A 15218-nucleotide genomic window follows, 5' to 3' on the forward strand; every position below is an offset into this window, starting at 1 on the left:
ATGACGGAAGAAAACTGGGGCCGGTTGAGACAGCGTTTGTTGAAAACCGTGGGGCAAAACAACTTTACAACTTGGATCGAACCTCTTGAGTTTGCGCGGGTTGATGATGGCGTTGCCATCTTCAACGTGCCGACGAATTTTATGGGAAACTATGTCAGCCAGAACTTTGCTGATTTGATCCTGCATGAATTCAATCTGTCCGGCATGTCGGTACAGCGGCTGGCCTTTCGGGTTGCTGCCAATTCCAGTACGCGCCCGGTGCAGACCGAACAGACAGCTGCCGCTGATGACGCACCGTTGGATGGTCTGGACGACGAGGTGTTGACGGATAAGACGCGTATTCGCGCCGTTGGGCGCACCGCGCCGACTAAGGATCTGGGTGACACACTGCAGGCCGCACCGCTTGACCCTCGGTTTACCTTTGACAGCTTTGTCGTCGGCAAGCCTAACGAATTGGCACATGCAGCTGCACGTCGTGTGGCTGACGGTGGGCCGGTTACTTTTAACCCGCTGGTGCTTTATGGCGGCGTCGGTCTGGGTAAAACGCACCTGATGCACGCTATCGCTTGGGAGCTGACGGCCCGCAATCCAGATCTCAATGTGCTGTATCTGTCAGCGGAACAGTTTATGTACCGCTTTGTTCAGGCGCTGCGCGAACGCAAGATGATGGATTTTAAACACCTTTTTCGGTCGGTTGACGTTCTGATGGTAGATGATGTGCAATTCATCGCTGGGAAGGATTCAACACAGGAAGAATTCTTCCACACATTCAATGCGTTGGTGGACCAGAATAAGCAGATCATCATTTCCGCTGACCGCGCACCGGGCGAGATCAAGGATCTTGAAGACCGGGTTCGTTCGCGGCTTCAATGTGGTCTGGTTGTTGATCTGCATCCGACTGACTACGAACTGCGCCTTGGCATTCTTCAGTCCAAAGTTGCCCAGCAGATGATGACCTATCCCGATCTGCGGATTACTGATGGCGTTCTGGAATTCCTTGCGCACCGTATCTCCACCAACGTGCGGGTGCTTGAGGGCGCGCTGACACGCCTGTTTGCCTTTGCATCGCTTGTGGGTCGTGAGATCGACATGGAGCTGACTCAGGATTGCTTGGCAGATGTTCTGCGTGCGTCCGAACGCAAGATCACCGTGGAGGAAATCCAGCGTAAGGTGTCGGAATACTATAATATCAGGATGTCCGATATCATTGGCCCCAAACGCCTGCGGTCTTATGCGCGTCCGCGTCAGGTGGCGATGTATCTGTGTAAACAGCTGACCAGCCGCAGCCTCCCCGAAATCGGCCGTCGCTTTGGCGGGCGGGACCATACCACCGTCATGCATGGTGTGCGTCGTATCGAAGAGCTGAAGACAATTGACGGCCAGATTGCCGAAGATGTCGAGATGCTGCGTCGCTCGCTGGAGGCCTGACGCCAGTCATCTGCTTCGGTATATCAGCTCCGAATAGCCGCCGTTTTGCGGCGTCCCAAAAGTTCCGCAACGACCCCGGCCAGTCCGGGGTCTTTTGCCCTCTCGTCAGCGGCGGCGATACCCAAGCCGGGGTGAGGCGTTCGGGACCAGCGGAAGTCATGCTATGGGGCCACGTTTCCGAGGGATAAATCGGGCAAGAGGGCATCCGCCCTTGACGCTGCGGGCAATCCCTTGGACAAATCCATAAAAAGCCTTGTGCCGAAGGGGTAAAGCGTTACGTTGCTTCTCCCGGCCAGACGTTAGAGGACTTAGGGACATGAAGATCAGCATCGAACGCGGCACCCTGTTGAAGGCTGTGGCTCAGGCCCAGTCGGTTGTCGAGCGCCGCAACACTATTCCGATCCTGGCAAATGTGCTGATTGAGGCTGAAGGGGACACCGTTCAGTTTCGCGCCACCGATCTGGATATTGAGGTGGTCGACAAAGCCCTTGCACAGGTTGAGCGTGCTGGTGCGACAACCGTTGCCGCGACAACTTTGCATGAAATCGTTCGGAAACTTCCTGACGGAGCATTGGTCACCCTGACGGCAGATGCTGCCAGTGGGCGTTTAACGGTTGAGGCTGGACGCTCCAACTTCTCGTTGGCGACGCTGCCACGTGAAGATTTCCCGGTGATGGCCTCCTCCGAGTATCATTCCAACTTTTCTGCCAATGCGGCAGTTCTGAGGCGGCTGTTCGACAAGTCGAAATTTGCAATCTCCACCGAAGAGACGCGGTATTATTTGAACGGCGTCTACATGCATGTGTCCACCGGGACCGATACCAGCAAGGTCTTGCGCTGCGTGGCAACTGATGGCCATCGCCTGGCCCGGATTGATGCCAACCTGCCGTTGGGGGCAGAGGACATGCCTGGCGTAATTGTGCCGCGTAAAACCGTTGGTGAGCTGCGCAAGCTGCTGGACGATGATGAAATGGATATTGCGGTTTCTGTCAGCGAAACCAAAGTGCGTTTTGCGACGCCGAACCTCACTTTGACCTCTAAAGTTATCGATGGGACCTTTCCCGATTACACCCGTGTTATTCCGGCTGGGAATACGCGTCGTCTGGAAGTGGATGCAGGAGAATTTGCCCGTGCCGTCGACCGGGTCGCCACCGTATCGTCAGAGCGGTCCCGTGCGGTCAAGTTGCAGCTGGATGAAGATCGCCTGATCCTGTCCGTGAATGCACCTGATAGCGGTGCCGCCGAGGAAGAGCTGGCGGTGGCCTATAGCGACGAACGGCTGGAAATCGGCTTTAACGCTAAGTATTTGCTGGAAATTGCGAACCAAGTGGATCGTGAGAATGCTGTATTCATGTTCAACTCCTCTGGTGATCCAACCCTGATGCGCGAAGGCAGCGATGAAAGCGCCGTTTACGTTGTGATGCCGATGCGGGTCTGACGTGCCTGATGGCACGGCCTCCGGCGGAGATATTTTAGCAAAGATGAAACCGGATCTCGCCCCATGCTGGCGCTGACTGATTTAACGCTGTCCCATTTCCGCTCGCATTTGCGGGCGGATTTGCATTTGGACGGTCGGCCCGTGGCGATTCACGGAGCAAATGGCGCAGGCAAAACCAATATTCTAGAAGCGGTTTCTCTGTTTTCGCCGGGCCGTGGTCTGCGGCGGGCCAGTGCAGCTGATATGGCACGGCGCCCTGAAGCTCTGGGATGGAAGCTGAAAGGCCAACTGACCGCCGCCCGTCAGATCTATGAGGTTGAAACATGGTCCGAAGAGGGTAAGGCGCGACAGGTCAGGATTGACAATAAGGCGGCCAGTCAGATTGATCTGGGGCAAATCTGTCGTGTAGTCTGGCTGATCCCGGCGATGGATAGGCTGTGGATTGAGGCCGCAGAGGGGCGACGACGATTTCTGGACCGTATCGTGCTCAGCTTTGATCCGGGCCATGCCGAGGCCAGTCTTGCCTATGAAAAAGCCATGCGAGAACGTAATCGCCTATTGAAGGACCAGGTTCGTGATGCGGGGTGGTACAAGGTTCTGGAGACGCAGATGGCCGATGCGGGTCATCGCATACATGCCGCCCGCACAGCTGCCGTTGATCGATTGCAACTGGCGCAGGCTGAGGCTGAGACCGCTTTTCCAACTGCAGAGTTGGAGTTGATTCAATCGGATGGCGGATTGCCGGATAATGCCGATGATCTGCGCGAAGCGTTGGCCGAGGGGCGGTTTCGGGATCTGGTGGCGGGGCGAACTCTGCTTGGGCCGCACCGTACCGATCTGCTGGGCACTTTTGCGGCAAAAGGTCTGCCCGCGCGTGATTGTTCGACGGGTGAGCAGAAGGCGTTGTTGGTTTCGCTGATCCTAGCCAATGCCCGCGCGCTGATTGCCGCGGGTGGTGCCTCTCCGATTTTGCTGCTGGATGAGGTGTCGGCCCATCTGGATGTGAGTCGCAGGGCGGCGCTATATCATGAAATTGTCACGCTTGGGGCGCAGGCTTGGATGACCGGTACTGGACCTGAACTGTTTGATGAGCTGGGTGCGCAGGCGCAAATGCTAACTGTGCATGAGGGGGTCGACGGATCTGAGGTAGTGGCCGGGTGAGCGTTTCTATCTGGGACCTTACGCTGTATGCAGGCGGATTGTTCGTGCTGTTCTTGACCCCCGGTCCGGTCTGGTTGGCGGTTATGGCGCGGGCGATGTCCGGCGGGTTCAACGCTGCTTGGCCGCTGGCGTTTGGGGTCGCTTGTGGGGATATTCTCTGGCCGGTGATTGCGGTCGCGGGGATGTCTTGGATCGTCTCGGAGATCACGGGCCTCATGGCGGTGCTGTGCTGGGTGGCCAGCGGCATGTTTCTGATCATGGGTCTTATGTTGCTACGCCATGCGGATGCCCGAATAGAGGCGAACAGCGCATTGACCCGACCTGGTATCTGGGCGGGGTTTGTTGCCGGGATCGCGGTGATCCTCGGCAACCCCAAGGCGATTCTGTTCTACATGGGTGTTTTGCCCGGGTTCTTTGATCTGACGGCGGTGAACTGGCTGGATATCCTTGCCATTGTGGCGCTGTCATTTTTGGTGCCGCTGATCGGCAATCTGTGCATGGCTGGGCTGGTGCACAGGGTACGCTGGCGGGTCACGTCGCCGGCGACATTACGTCGGATTAATATTGTGTCTGGCTGCCTGTTGATCGTCGTCGGCTGCCTGATCCCCTTCGTCTGATCCCTTGGGTAATCTGGTCTTGCGTGCTTTCTCTTAGCTGGGCTTCTGGGGGGTCAGCCAAGGGGTCAGATATTGCAACAGATCGGCCCGAAAGCTGTTGTCTGTGTCATGCGCCGCGCAGAACGACAGTGCCAATATATGGTTCAGAAATGCCTGTATGCCTTCTGCCAGGACGTGCGGAGGTTGGTCATTGCGCAGTGCGCCGGTCTGCTGCAACTGCGCAACCCACTGTGACCACAAGGTGATCTGACGAAAGAAGCTTTGTGTAATGACGGCATCCGTCTCGGTCCCTGTCGTACCTGAATAACGCAGCAACAAATCGAAAATCACCCGATCCTCTGCCACAAAATTGATGATCGGCAGCAAGCGGTCGATCAGGGCTTCCAGCGTATCGGGGGCCGTTTCATCCTCGGTTGTGTCCAGTACCGTCATGATACGGGTGCCGATCAAAACGGCGAGCAGCCCGTTCTTGTCGCCAAAATGCGAAAACAGCGTGCCTTTTGCGACACCCGCTTCTGCCACGACATCCTCCACTCGCAGGCCGCTGTATCCGACGTGCGCGATTTGTGTGGCTGCCACCTCCAGCAGACGGGCGCGGGTTTCCAAACGGCGTTGCTGCGGTGGACGGGACATGATGACCTCTCAAAATATGACCGCGGTCATATTTAATATTGACCACGGTCATTTTTCATATAAGTTGACCGAAGTCATTTTACGGATCAGAGGTCAACATGTCTACGCGCAAAATCATCATTCTCAATGGCCATCCCGCGCCGAGCTCTCTGTCCAAATCCCTTTGCGACGCCTACCGAGATGCCGCTGAGGCGAAGGGACATGAGGTGCGCTTCCATGATCTATCGGCAATGGAGTTTGATATTGATTATGGTCAAAGCGGCTATAAGGCGCCAAAACCACTAGAGCCAGATTTGGCTAGATTTCTGTCAGATCTGGAATGGTCGGATCATGTTGTCATGGCCACGCCGATGTGGTGGGGGGCGGTGCCGGCAAAACTGAAAGGCGTCTTTGATCGCGCGCTTTTGCCCGGACGTGCGTTTGATACGCGAAACATCAATTTCATGGGCATGCCTGCACCAATGCTGGCGGGTAAGACAGCCCGCGTTTTGTTGACATCGGATACGCCAGCGCTGTGGTTGCGGTTGATCTACGGGAATGCGATCAAGCGGTTTATCAGTGGTCAGGTCCTTGGATTTGTAGGGATCAAACCAACGCGATTTTCCTCATTTGCGCCGGCTACCGACGCCCCGGATGTAAAGGTGCAATCCTGGCTGCGCAAAGCTGCTGGTCTGGGGGCCAAGGCTGTCTGATTCCATCAAGAAAAAAAGGGGCTTGCGCGTGACATTCCCGGCCAGACTTCGTATAAAATCCTGAAGCAAAGACAGGAAGATGTGAATGTCCGGAAACGAGCAGGCCCCCGCAGAATATGGCGCGGATTCCATCAAAGTTCTCAAGGGGTTGGAGGCGGTTCGCAAACGCCCTGGCATGTATATTGGGGACACCGACGATGGGTCGGGGCTGCACCACATGGTGTATGAAGTTGTCGACAACGGCATTGACGAAGCGCTGGCAGGTCATGCTGATCGTGTGGTGGTGAAAATTCACGCCGATTCCAGCGTCTCGGTCAATGACAACGGGCGCGGGATTCCTGTGGGTATCCACGAGGAGGAAGGCGTCTCAGCGGCCGAGGTCATCATGACCCAGCTGCATGCGGGCGGCAAATTCGACAGCAACTCCTACAAGGTTTCGGGCGGTTTGCACGGCGTTGGTGTTTCTGTCGTGAACGCACTGTCGGATTGGCTGGAGCTGCGCATCTGGCGCGACGGTCATGAGCACGTCGCACGATTCGAGCGTGGTGATACCGCAGAGCACCTGAAAGTGGTCGGCGATTGTGGCGATCAGACGGGCACAGAGGTCCGCTTCATGGCGTCGACCGATACGTTTTCCAACCTCGAATATTCCTTTGAAACGCTGGAGAAACGTCTACGCGAGCTGGCGTTCCTGAACTCTGGTGTGCGGATCCTATTGGTCGATGAACGCCCGGCAGAACGGCTAGAGGTGGAGCTGTTCTACGATGGCGGCGTCAAGGAGTTTGTTAAATACCTCGATCGGTCGAAGTCGCCGGTTATGGAAGAACCTATCTACATCACGGGTGACAAAGACGACATCGGGGTCGAGGTCGCGATGTGGTGGAATGACAGCTACCATGAGACAGTGCTGCCTTTTACAAACAATATTCCGCAGCGCGACGGTGGCACCCATGTAGCGGGCTTTCGCGGGGCGCTGACCCGGACCATCAACAACTATGCTCAATCTTCGGGTATCGCCAAGCGAGAGAAGATCTCCTTCACCGGCGATGATGCACGCGAAGGTCTGACGTGCGTCCTATCAGTGAAAGTGCCGGATCCCAAATTCTCCAGCCAGACCAAGGATAAGCTGGTTTCCTCTGAGGTACGCCCTGTGGTGGAAAGCCTGGTGAACGAAAAGCTGTCGGAGTGGTTCGAAGAAAATCCAGGCCAAGCCAAGCAGATTGTCGGCAAAATCATCGAGGCGGCTCTTGCCCGTGAGGCGGCCCGTAAGGCGCGTGAATTGACACGACGCAAGACGGCGATGGATGTGAACTATCTGGCCGGTAAGCTGAAAGATTGCTCCGAGAAAGATCCGTCTAAGACCGAAGTCTTCCTCGTTGAGGGTGACTCTGCTGGCGGCTCCGCCCAGACCGGGCGGGACCGGATGACGCAGGCGATCCTGCCGCTCCGTGGTAAAATCCTGAATGTTGAGCGCGCACGGTTTGACCGGATGCTGGGCAGTCAGGAAATCGGCAATCTGGTGATGGCGCTCGGCACAGGTATCGGGCGTGATGAATTCAATATTGATAAGCTACGGTACCACAAGATCGTCATTATGACTGACGCTGACGTCGACGGTGCTCATATTCGTACGCTTTTGCTCACCTTCTTCTACCGCCAGATGCCAGAGCTGATCGAAGGCGGTTACCTCTATATTGCTCAGCCACCTCTTTATAAGGTCGCACGCGGAAAATCTGAGGTCTACCTCAAGGATCAGGCGGCGTTGGATGAGTATCTGATCAATCAAGGCGTTGATGGCGCGGTTTTGAAACTGGGATCTGGCGAAGAACTGGTGGGGCAGGATCTGGCCCGCGTTGTGGACGAGGCGCGCCAGTTGAAGCGTGTACTGGATGCCTTCCCTACCCATTACCCGCGCCATATTTTGGAACAGGCCGCCGTCGCAGGTGCCTTTGTACCCGGCGCTGTGGATTCCGATCTACAGGGTGTTGCCGATATGGTGGCTCAGCGTCTTGACCTGATCGCGTTGGAGTATGAGCGCGGTTGGAACGGTCGTATTACACAGGACCACGGTATCCGCCTGTCGCGCATCCTGCGCGGTGTCGAGGAGTTACGCACTCTTGATGGTCCAATGCTGAGATCCGGTGAGGCGCGGAAAACCGGCAGCTTTACCAAGAGCTTGAAAGAGACGTATGGGACCACGGCGACGCTTGTACGTCGGGATCGAACTCAAATGATTCACGGTCCGCTTGGCTTGTTGAGGGCGATTCTTGATGAGGGCGAAAAAGGCTTGTCGCTGCAACGCTACAAAGGTCTGGGAGAGATGAATCCGGGTCAGCTGTGGGAAACCACATTGGACCCCGATGCGCGCACGCTGCTTCAGGTCCGTGTCGAGGACATGGTCGAGGCGGATGATCTCTTTACCAAACTGATGGGGGATGTGGTGGAACCTCGCCGCGAATTCATCCAGAAAAACGCGTTGAGTGTCGAGAACTTGGATTTCTGACCCAATGTAGAATGCCAATGACCAAGCGTTTCACGGTATTTGTGTGGTTCTGCAACAAGGGCATGGCAGCATTTCTGGCGCATGACCTGTTTAAAATGCTCCGCCTGTGAATGGTGGAGCATTTTTGCATGTGGCAGAATGCGCAACCCTGCCCGTGGTTGAACGGTATCTTCTGCTGGCACGGCAGCATCTACTGCATTCTGACACCATGCGATCAAGCAGCCATGCGACCGTTGCTGTGCGCGGCCAAACCATGGGAGGATGAAAAATTACCGTGCGGGGGCGCGCGCATTGGGGTGGGTGCACATCCTGTGGCAGTTTATCATTCTGGCGCAGAATGTTGACGTAGAATCAGTGGAAGGTTAAGAATCGATTAACAAAACGTGGCGTGAACGCGTTTACCGTGCAACCAGGGGTAATTGGGGCAATGTTGAGTGCAAAGAAGGACAGGATTTCCGACGCGGAACCTGTCACTGGCGGTGATCGCAACCCGCAGTCGGCGAGCCCGGTTCGAATTGACGGTGTAATCACCTCTGACAACAGTAGGCTTGACACACCTCATGCAAGAAAGCGACGGGCGGCGTTGAACATCGCATCTGCGGCGAACGTATCCGGAGGATCGGAGCAATCAACGGCCAGATCCAATGCTTTGAATACTGCCAGTGGAATGTCGCCGATCATCAAACTTGGGGCCGCAGCTGCGGTTCTTGCGTTGCTGGCCGCTGGTCTGGCCGTGCTTCAGTTCGGGGGTAGCGATGTGGCTGAGGCACCTACGGACAGGCCGCGGGTTGCTCAGCTGCTGACACCGCAGGCCTTAGCGGGACTGGATCCCAGTGCGACGCCGACCGAACGCGCCGCAGCTGACGTTCTAATGACGGCGGCTGTCGAGACAGCAGCCCCCCTGAGCGCCGAAGACGCCCTTGTTGCACAGATGACGGCCGGCACGCTTGCGGCCCTTCGGCGTGGCAGTGATGCGTCCAAACCTGCCGCAGTGACGCGTGATACAACCTCTGCCAGTCAGGCACATACTGCTCTTTACAGTATGGTGTTGCGTGCAGTCGGGCAGGGGCAGTCTCCCGCTTACATCGACCAGATGGTGAATGATGCCTATCGCAGTCAGACGATAACTGTGCCCGCAGCACTTATCGGTGCTGACGGCCGGGTTGATACGGCGACCATCCTTGCATTGTTTGTGGGCCAGTAAGCCCCCGCCTGCAAAGGCTTCACATACTAACAGCAGATCGGTCGCTCTGGTGGGCGGCTTTTGCTGAGCAAAATCACCAATAAACTGTTTACGAAAAATGAGGTGTCGCCCAGCCAGGGGATGAACGCCCGATATGACCCGAAGGGGGGACCGATGAAAAAACACCTGATTGCGGCGCTGATCTGCGTCACAGGCCTGATGGCTGCACCTGTTGCGGCCGAAACTTGTGGCGGCACCTACAAGGTCCGCACCGGCGACAGTCTGTCGCTGATTGCGGACCGCCTCTATAAGGATGTCGGTATGTGGAGTGCGATCCACAGCCGCAACATCGACGCGATTGGCCCCCGCCCTGACGCGATCCGTGTCGGCATGGAGCTGACAATGGCTTGCCTCAATGGCCTTCCCACGGGATTGCCGGGCGGCAAAGCTGTGGCGGATATCCAACCGGTCGCTGCCGCGCCTATCAAGGTGCAGCCCGGCACCGCTGCCGTGCGTAGCAAGATCAACCTGTTGACCGGAGATGACTACGCGCCTTTTACCTCTAAAGCGGCGCATAATGGCGGTCTGATTACTGATGTCGTAAGTGCGGCGATGACCAATGCCGCCCCGGCGCAAGGCTTTGCGCTCCACTGGGTAGATGACTGGGCGTCTCACTTTGATCCGCTGTTATCCAACGCACTCCTTGATCTTGGTTTTCCTTGGTATCGCCCGGACTGTGACACCATGCCGGAGAGCTATCGCTGCGTGAATTTCCTGTTCTCGGATCCGATGTTTGAAACGCTGATGCTGCTCTTTGTGGATACATCGCGGCCATTCATCTTTGAAACTGACGCCGATATCGAAGGGAAGACATTGTGCCGCCCTTCAGGCTACCTGACCTTTGACCTTGATGGCTATGGTCGCCGCTGGTTGGAAGATAAAAAGATTACGCTGAAGCAGCCCCACAAAGTGGCCGATTGTTTTGAAATGGTCGCCAAAGGTGAGGCGGATGCTGTGGCAATCAACGAGTTTACGGGCCGCAGCGTGATGAAGGAAAACGGCCTGCTTGAACAGTTCGAAGTGCTGCCGCTGCCGCTCTCTGTTCTGGGCATCCATGTCGTGGTGCATAAAACTCACCCACAGGCCGATGAGATGCTCACCATGATCAACACCGGTCTGCGCAATATCCGCGGCAATGGTCAGTATCAGGCCATCATCGAGGATCATATGGCCAGGATCTGGGCTGGCTTTTAGAGGAGGGCGCGATGTCTAAACGTTTCGCAACACTGGCGGTCGCTGTGCTGATGGCAGTAGGGCTTGTGCCCCGCGCCGCCCAGGCGATTTGCAATGTCGATTACCGGGTGCAGCCCGGCGACACACTCTTTTCGATTGCCGAGGCCCATTATAATGACCGCAGCCGCTGGACGCTGATCTACTATAGTAACCAGCATGTGCTGGAGGGGCCCAGCGTCATTCCGGGCAAAACTCTGCATATTCCTTGCGCGCAGGAGGCCTCCGCTCCGGATGCCACGCCTCTGCGCAAGGATGACGCAGAGATGAAGTTGCTGACCGGTGGCGGCTTTGCACCATTTACCGATCAGGCATTGCCAGGCCAGGGCATGGTCACCGAATTGGTCAACGCAGCGTTGGAGCTGACCCCGGCGCCAGTGTCTTATTCCATTACATGGGAGCAGGATTGGTCCAAGCATCTGTTCCCAATGCTGGATGAAAAACAGTTCGACATGGGGTTTCCCTGGCTGAAGCCTGATTGCGCCGCCACTCCAGCCGATGAGCGTTGCGTGAATTTTCACTTCTCAGAACCGCTGATGACGATCCCGATCATGGTTTTCGTACGGGCCGATACGACCTTTTCCTATGACAGCGATGCCGACATGCTGGGCAAGACGCTTTGCCGCCCGGAGGGGTATTATACCCATGATCTCGACCGTAGTGATCGCAAATGGTTAAGCGAGGGCAAGGTCACATTGGTGCGCGCAACGGATCCGGGGGCTTGTTTTCGCAAGCTGATGGCGCGCGACGTCGACGCTGTGTCGCTGAACCTGTTCCTTGGTGCCAATACGCTGATTGCCGAAGGTCTGCGTGATCAGGTGGTCCCATTGGAGCGCCCTCTGTCCGAAGAGGGGTTGCATGTGGTGATCTCAAAGCGGCACTGGCGCGGGACCGCTCATCTGTACCGGGTCAATGCGGGGCTAAAGGCACTTAAAGCGGACGGTCGTTTTCAGGACATTGTGTCCCGGCACCTGGAACTGTTCTGGGCACAACTGCAGTAATCTGGACTCGCCGCCAGAGGGTATGCCGCGCTGATTGGCAGAGGCCTCCCGCCCAAATTGGGAATAGTTCCCAATTCCGTTGGGCCAAGCGCCGCGCCCCTCAAGGGCGCGGCGTGCGCATATATAGAGAGAGCCGCGCCCGGTCGGTCGTGCATGTCGCCTCTGCTGATCTATGCCGCTTTGACTGTGCCGCTCTTTTCCACATGAATCTGGCTGGCGTTCTAAGATCTCTGCCAATAGCCCTTGAAGCAGGCGTTCAGTTGATACTGCTGTCTTCTATTGATCCTGGTGTGGCCGCCTTGGCATGATCGCCTGTAGTGCTGATTGCAATCATCTGGCCACTTAAATGCGCGCTTCTCAGGTTGTCACCCCTGGCGCATTTCCAGTCTTTTCTGTTTTTGGTCTGACTTGTTGGTGAGGCAAGTGGGGTGTGTTGGTTTTTTTGGTGTGATTCCTGGGGTGTTCGGTGATGATTTGGGGTGTTGGGTTGTGGATATGTCAGGGTTGCCTGTGGGTAAGTGGTTTTCTGGTTGGGTTGTTGGGGGGATTGTCCGGGGTTTGGGTGGAATACGGGTCAGTTTTGTTGACTTTGTTGTCGTGTAAGTATCTGTATTTGTTGTGTTTCATGTTTTTGTTTTCGAAAACTTCGCTTTTCCATCATTTTGGTATTGCGGCTTTGTGTAACTCGCCTTAGAACCCCCTTCACCGGCGGCGCTGAGGCGCTACGGGGACACACTGGACGGGACGGCGGCGACGCTGGATTGGACGGGAAACGCGGCGGAGAGACGCTGGGACGGGCTGGAGAGACGGTCGGACACATCGGAGAGACGGTGGACATTTTGGAGATTTGGTTGGCGGGCGCGTCATGAGAGTGGCGCATCTGTTGGTTATTGTCTCTTGGTGTATGCTCTTTGACATTGATGAAATCTGAAGAGATATGTGGGCGGTTTGGTTCATTCGATGGATCAACCTCTTCATATCAACGCTTTTAGCAAGGCCTTTCGCTCTAGTAGCGATGTGGTTGCGCGATAATAAAGTGTCAGCTTCACTGTTTGTCGGCTTTCTGTACCTTTGGTACTGAAGCACGAGAAACAGAGAATGTTGGATGTTCGTTTCGAGTTCCTAGCCGGGTTCGAAGCCGTGCTGTTTGAGGCCCGTCCTCAAGTAGCGTTAGCGGTAGGACATTCAAAGATGTGCAGAGGTTCGAACGTCAAGGATACGCATGTAAGTGCGTTTCAACTTGAGAGTTTGATCCTGGCTCAGAACGAACGCTGGCGGCAGGCCTAACACATGCAAGTCGAGCGCACTCTTCGGAGTGAGCGGCGGACGGGTTAGTAACGCGTGGGAACGTGCCCTTCTCTAAGGAATAGCCACTGGAAACGGTGAGTAATACCTTATACGCCCTTCGGGGGAAAGATTTATCGGAGAAGGATCGGCCCGCGTTAGATTAGATAGTTGGTGGGGTAACGGCCTACCAAGTCTACGATCTATAGCTGGTTTTAGAGGATGATCAGCAACACTGGGACTGAGACACGGCCCAGACTCCTACGGGAGGCAGCAGTGGGGAATCTTGGACAATGGGCGCAAGCCTGATCCAGCCATGCCGCGTGAGTGATGAAGGCCTTAGGGTCGTAAAGCTCTTTCGCCAGAGATGATAATGACAGTATCTGGTAAAGAAACCCCGGCTAACTCCGTGCCAGCAGCCGCGGTAATACGGAGGGGGTTAGCGTTGTTCGGAATTACTGGGCGTAAAGCGCACGTAGGCGGATCAGAAAGTATAGGGTGAAATCCCAGGGCTCAACCCTGGAACTGCCTTGTAAACTCCTGGTCTTGAGTTCGAGAGAGGTGAGTGGAATTCCGAGTGTAGAGGTGAAATTCGTAGATATTCGGAGGAACACCAGTGGCGAAGGCGGCTCACTGGCTCGATACTGACGCTGAGGTGCGAAAGTGTGGGGAGCAAACAGGATTAGATACCCTGGTAGTCCACACCGTAAACGATGAATGCCAGTCGTCGGCAAGCATGCTTGTCGGTGACACACCTAACGGATTAAGCATTCCGCCTGGGGAGTACGGTCGCAAGATTAAAACTCAAAGGAATTGACGGGGGCCCGCACAAGCGGTGGAGCATGTGGTTTAATTCGAAGCAACGCGCAGAACCTTACCAACCCTTGACATCCTAGGACCGCCAGAGAGATTTGGCTTTCACTTCGGTGACCTAGTGACAGGTGCTGCATGGCTGTCGTCAGCTCGTGTCGTGAGATGTTCGGTTAAGTCCGGCAACGAGCGCAACCCACATCCTTAGTTGCCAGCAGTTCGGCTGGGCACTCTAGGGAAACTGCCCGTGATAAGCGGGAGGAAGGTGTGGATGACGTCAAGTCCTCATGGCCCTTACGGGTTGGGCTACACACGTGCTACAATGGCAGTGACAATGGGTTAATCCCAAAAAACTGTCTCAGTTCGGATTGGGGTCTGCAACTCGACCCCATGAAGTCGGAATCGCTAGTAATCGCGTAACAGCATGACGCGGTGAATACGTTCCCGGGCCTTGTACACACCGCCCGTCACACCATGGGAGTTGGGTTTACCCGAAGGCCGTGCGCCAACCTTTTCGGAGGGGGCAGCGGACCACGGTGAGCTCAGCGACTGGGGTGAAGTCGTAACAAGGTAGCCGTAGGGGAACCTGCGGCTGGATCACCTCCTTTCTAAGGATGTATCTAGCTAGATCAGAGCTTGCTCTGTCTCGTGATACACTTAGCATAAGATCAGTAATCAAAACTGATCACATCCGGACCAGGCCGTCCTCATATCTCTTCAGAACTGTCATGATTTTGCCCTTTGGCAGGATCAGCAAGGGGCCTTAGCTCAGCTGGGAGAGCGCCTGATTTGCATTCAGGAGGTCAGGAGTTCGATCCTCCTAGGCTCCACCACTCATGCGAAGGCCCTACATAGAATGGGTCGGTAGCTCAGGTGGTTAGAGCGCACGCCTGATAAGCGTGAGGTCGGAGGTTCAAGTCCTCCTCGACCCACCATTCTTCAGTATACGATTTGATCGTTAAGCATCCTGTGATGTTTAACCGTCCAATCGGACCGGATCGATGTTCCTTCGGGAAGGTTGATCACATTGACATCGTTTAGAGAGATACAATCAACAACACTGTTGGTCACCCGCGTAAGGGATCGACCTCAGTTTGGTGCTGATGACTGCTTCGGTGGTCTGATGCGAGCCTTTGCATTCCGCCCTTTTCCTCGGGCGCGCGAAGGTCTGCCGGATT

10 protein-coding genes, 2 tRNA genes and 1 rRNA gene are annotated in these 15218 nt (G+C 55.8%); 12 read left to right on the forward strand and 1 reads right to left on the reverse strand.

Annotation, left to right across the window (positions count from 1 at the left end; all coding sequences use genetic code 11):
* From dnaA to PhaeoP97_RS00020, 4 genes are all read left to right on the forward strand, one after another.
* Positions 1-1428 (forward strand): chromosomal replication initiator protein DnaA, encoded by a 1428-nt coding sequence (dnaA, locus tag PhaeoP97_RS00005; protein ID WP_072503323.1) that lies wholly within the window; start codon positions 1-3, stop codon positions 1426-1428.
* Positions 1429-1744: 316 nt separating this feature from the next.
* Positions 1745-2866, forward strand: a complete 1122-nt coding sequence (gene dnaN, locus PhaeoP97_RS00010) for a DNA polymerase III subunit beta (RefSeq protein WP_072503324.1) — start codon at positions 1745-1747, stop codon at positions 2864-2866.
* Between the two features lie 63 nt (positions 2867-2929).
* The gene (gene recF / locus PhaeoP97_RS00015) at positions 2930-4027 is read left to right on the forward strand and encodes a DNA replication/repair protein RecF (RefSeq protein ID WP_072503325.1); all 1098 of its coding nucleotides are present in this window, start codon (positions 2930-2932) and stop codon (positions 4025-4027) included.
* Complete coding sequence (locus tag PhaeoP97_RS00020; RefSeq protein WP_072503326.1) at positions 4024-4644, forward strand: LysE family translocator; 621 nt, start codon at positions 4024-4026, stop codon at positions 4642-4644. Before recF ends, PhaeoP97_RS00020 begins: the two co-directional genes overlap by 4 nt.
* A 33-nt stretch (positions 4645-4677) precedes the next feature.
* On the opposite strand, the gene PhaeoP97_RS00025 is transcribed toward PhaeoP97_RS00020, so the two are convergent.
* A complete protein-coding gene (locus tag PhaeoP97_RS00025) occupies positions 4678-5277 on the reverse strand; it encodes a TetR/AcrR family transcriptional regulator (RefSeq protein ID WP_072503327.1) in 600 nt (199 codons plus the stop codon).
* 98 nt (positions 5278-5375) lie between these two features.
* On the opposite strand from PhaeoP97_RS00025, the gene PhaeoP97_RS00030 reads away from it, so the two are divergent.
* From PhaeoP97_RS00030 to PhaeoP97_RS00065, 8 genes are all read left to right on the forward strand, one after another.
* Positions 5376-5969, forward strand: a complete 594-nt coding sequence (locus PhaeoP97_RS00030; RefSeq protein WP_072503328.1) for an NAD(P)H-dependent oxidoreductase — start codon at positions 5376-5378, stop codon at positions 5967-5969.
* Positions 5970-6054: 85 nt separating this feature from the next.
* Positions 6055-8472 (forward strand): DNA topoisomerase (ATP-hydrolyzing) subunit B, encoded by a 2418-nt coding sequence (gene gyrB, locus PhaeoP97_RS00035; protein WP_072503329.1) that lies wholly within the window; start codon positions 6055-6057, stop codon positions 8470-8472.
* 427 nt (positions 8473-8899) lie between these two features.
* Positions 8900-9676 carry a hypothetical protein gene (locus PhaeoP97_RS00040; protein ID WP_072503330.1) on the forward strand — a complete coding sequence of 259 codons (777 nt, stop codon included), beginning with the start codon at positions 8900-8902 and terminating at the stop codon, positions 9674-9676.
* 153 nt (positions 9677-9829) lie between these two features.
* Positions 9830-10909 carry a transporter substrate-binding domain-containing protein gene (locus tag PhaeoP97_RS00045; RefSeq protein ID WP_072506213.1) on the forward strand — a complete coding sequence of 360 codons (1080 nt, stop codon included), beginning with the start codon at positions 9830-9832 and terminating at the stop codon, positions 10907-10909.
* 11 nt (positions 10910-10920) lie between these two features.
* Entirely contained in the window at positions 10921-11946 is a 1026-nt protein-coding gene (locus PhaeoP97_RS00050) for a transporter substrate-binding domain-containing protein (protein WP_072503331.1), read from the forward strand.
* Positions 11947-13182: 1236 nt separating this feature from the next.
* Positions 13183-14648: ribosomal RNA gene (locus PhaeoP97_RS00055) — 16S ribosomal RNA — on the forward strand.
* Positions 14649-14797: 149 nt separating this feature from the next.
* Positions 14798-14873, forward strand: a tRNA-Ala gene (locus PhaeoP97_RS00060).
* A gap of 25 nt (positions 14874-14898) precedes the next feature.
* A tRNA-Ile gene (locus PhaeoP97_RS00065) sits at positions 14899-14975 on the forward strand.
* The last annotated feature ends 243 nt before the right edge of the window (positions 14976-15218 follow it).

The sequence above is a fragment of the Phaeobacter porticola genome (assembly GCF_001888185.1).
Taxonomy (GTDB): Bacteria; Pseudomonadota; Alphaproteobacteria; order Rhodobacterales; family Rhodobacteraceae; genus Phaeobacter; species Phaeobacter porticola.

Excerpts from the sequence above, each read along its gene's own strand:
- PhaeoP97_RS00050 (WP_072503331.1), top strand. The coding sequence starts at position 10,921 with ATGTCTAAACGTTTCGCAACACTGGCGGTCGCTGTGCTGATGGCAGTA.
- dnaN (WP_072503324.1), top strand. The coding sequence starts at position 1,745 with ATGAAGATCAGCATCGAACGCGGCACCCTGTTGAAGGCTGTGGCTCAG.
- PhaeoP97_RS00040 (WP_072503330.1), top strand. The coding sequence starts at position 8,900 with ATGTTGAGTGCAAAGAAGGACAGGATTTCCGACGCGGAACCTGTCACT.
- PhaeoP97_RS00030 (WP_072503328.1), top strand. The coding sequence starts at position 5,376 with ATGTCTACGCGCAAAATCATCATTCTCAATGGCCATCCCGCGCCGAGC.
- dnaA (WP_072503323.1), top strand. The coding sequence starts at position 1 with ATGACGGAAGAAAACTGGGGCCGGTTGAGACAGCGTTTGTTGAAAACC.
- PhaeoP97_RS00045 (WP_072506213.1), top strand. The coding sequence starts at position 9,830 with ATGAAAAAACACCTGATTGCGGCGCTGATCTGCGTCACAGGCCTGATG.
- PhaeoP97_RS00025 (WP_072503327.1), bottom strand. The coding sequence starts at position 5,277 with ATGTCCCGTCCACCGCAGCAACGCCGTTTGGAAACCCGCGCCCGTCTG.
- gyrB (WP_072503329.1), top strand. The coding sequence starts at position 6,055 with ATGTCCGGAAACGAGCAGGCCCCCGCAGAATATGGCGCGGATTCCATC.
- recF (WP_072503325.1), top strand. The coding sequence starts at position 2,930 with ATGCTGGCGCTGACTGATTTAACGCTGTCCCATTTCCGCTCGCATTTG.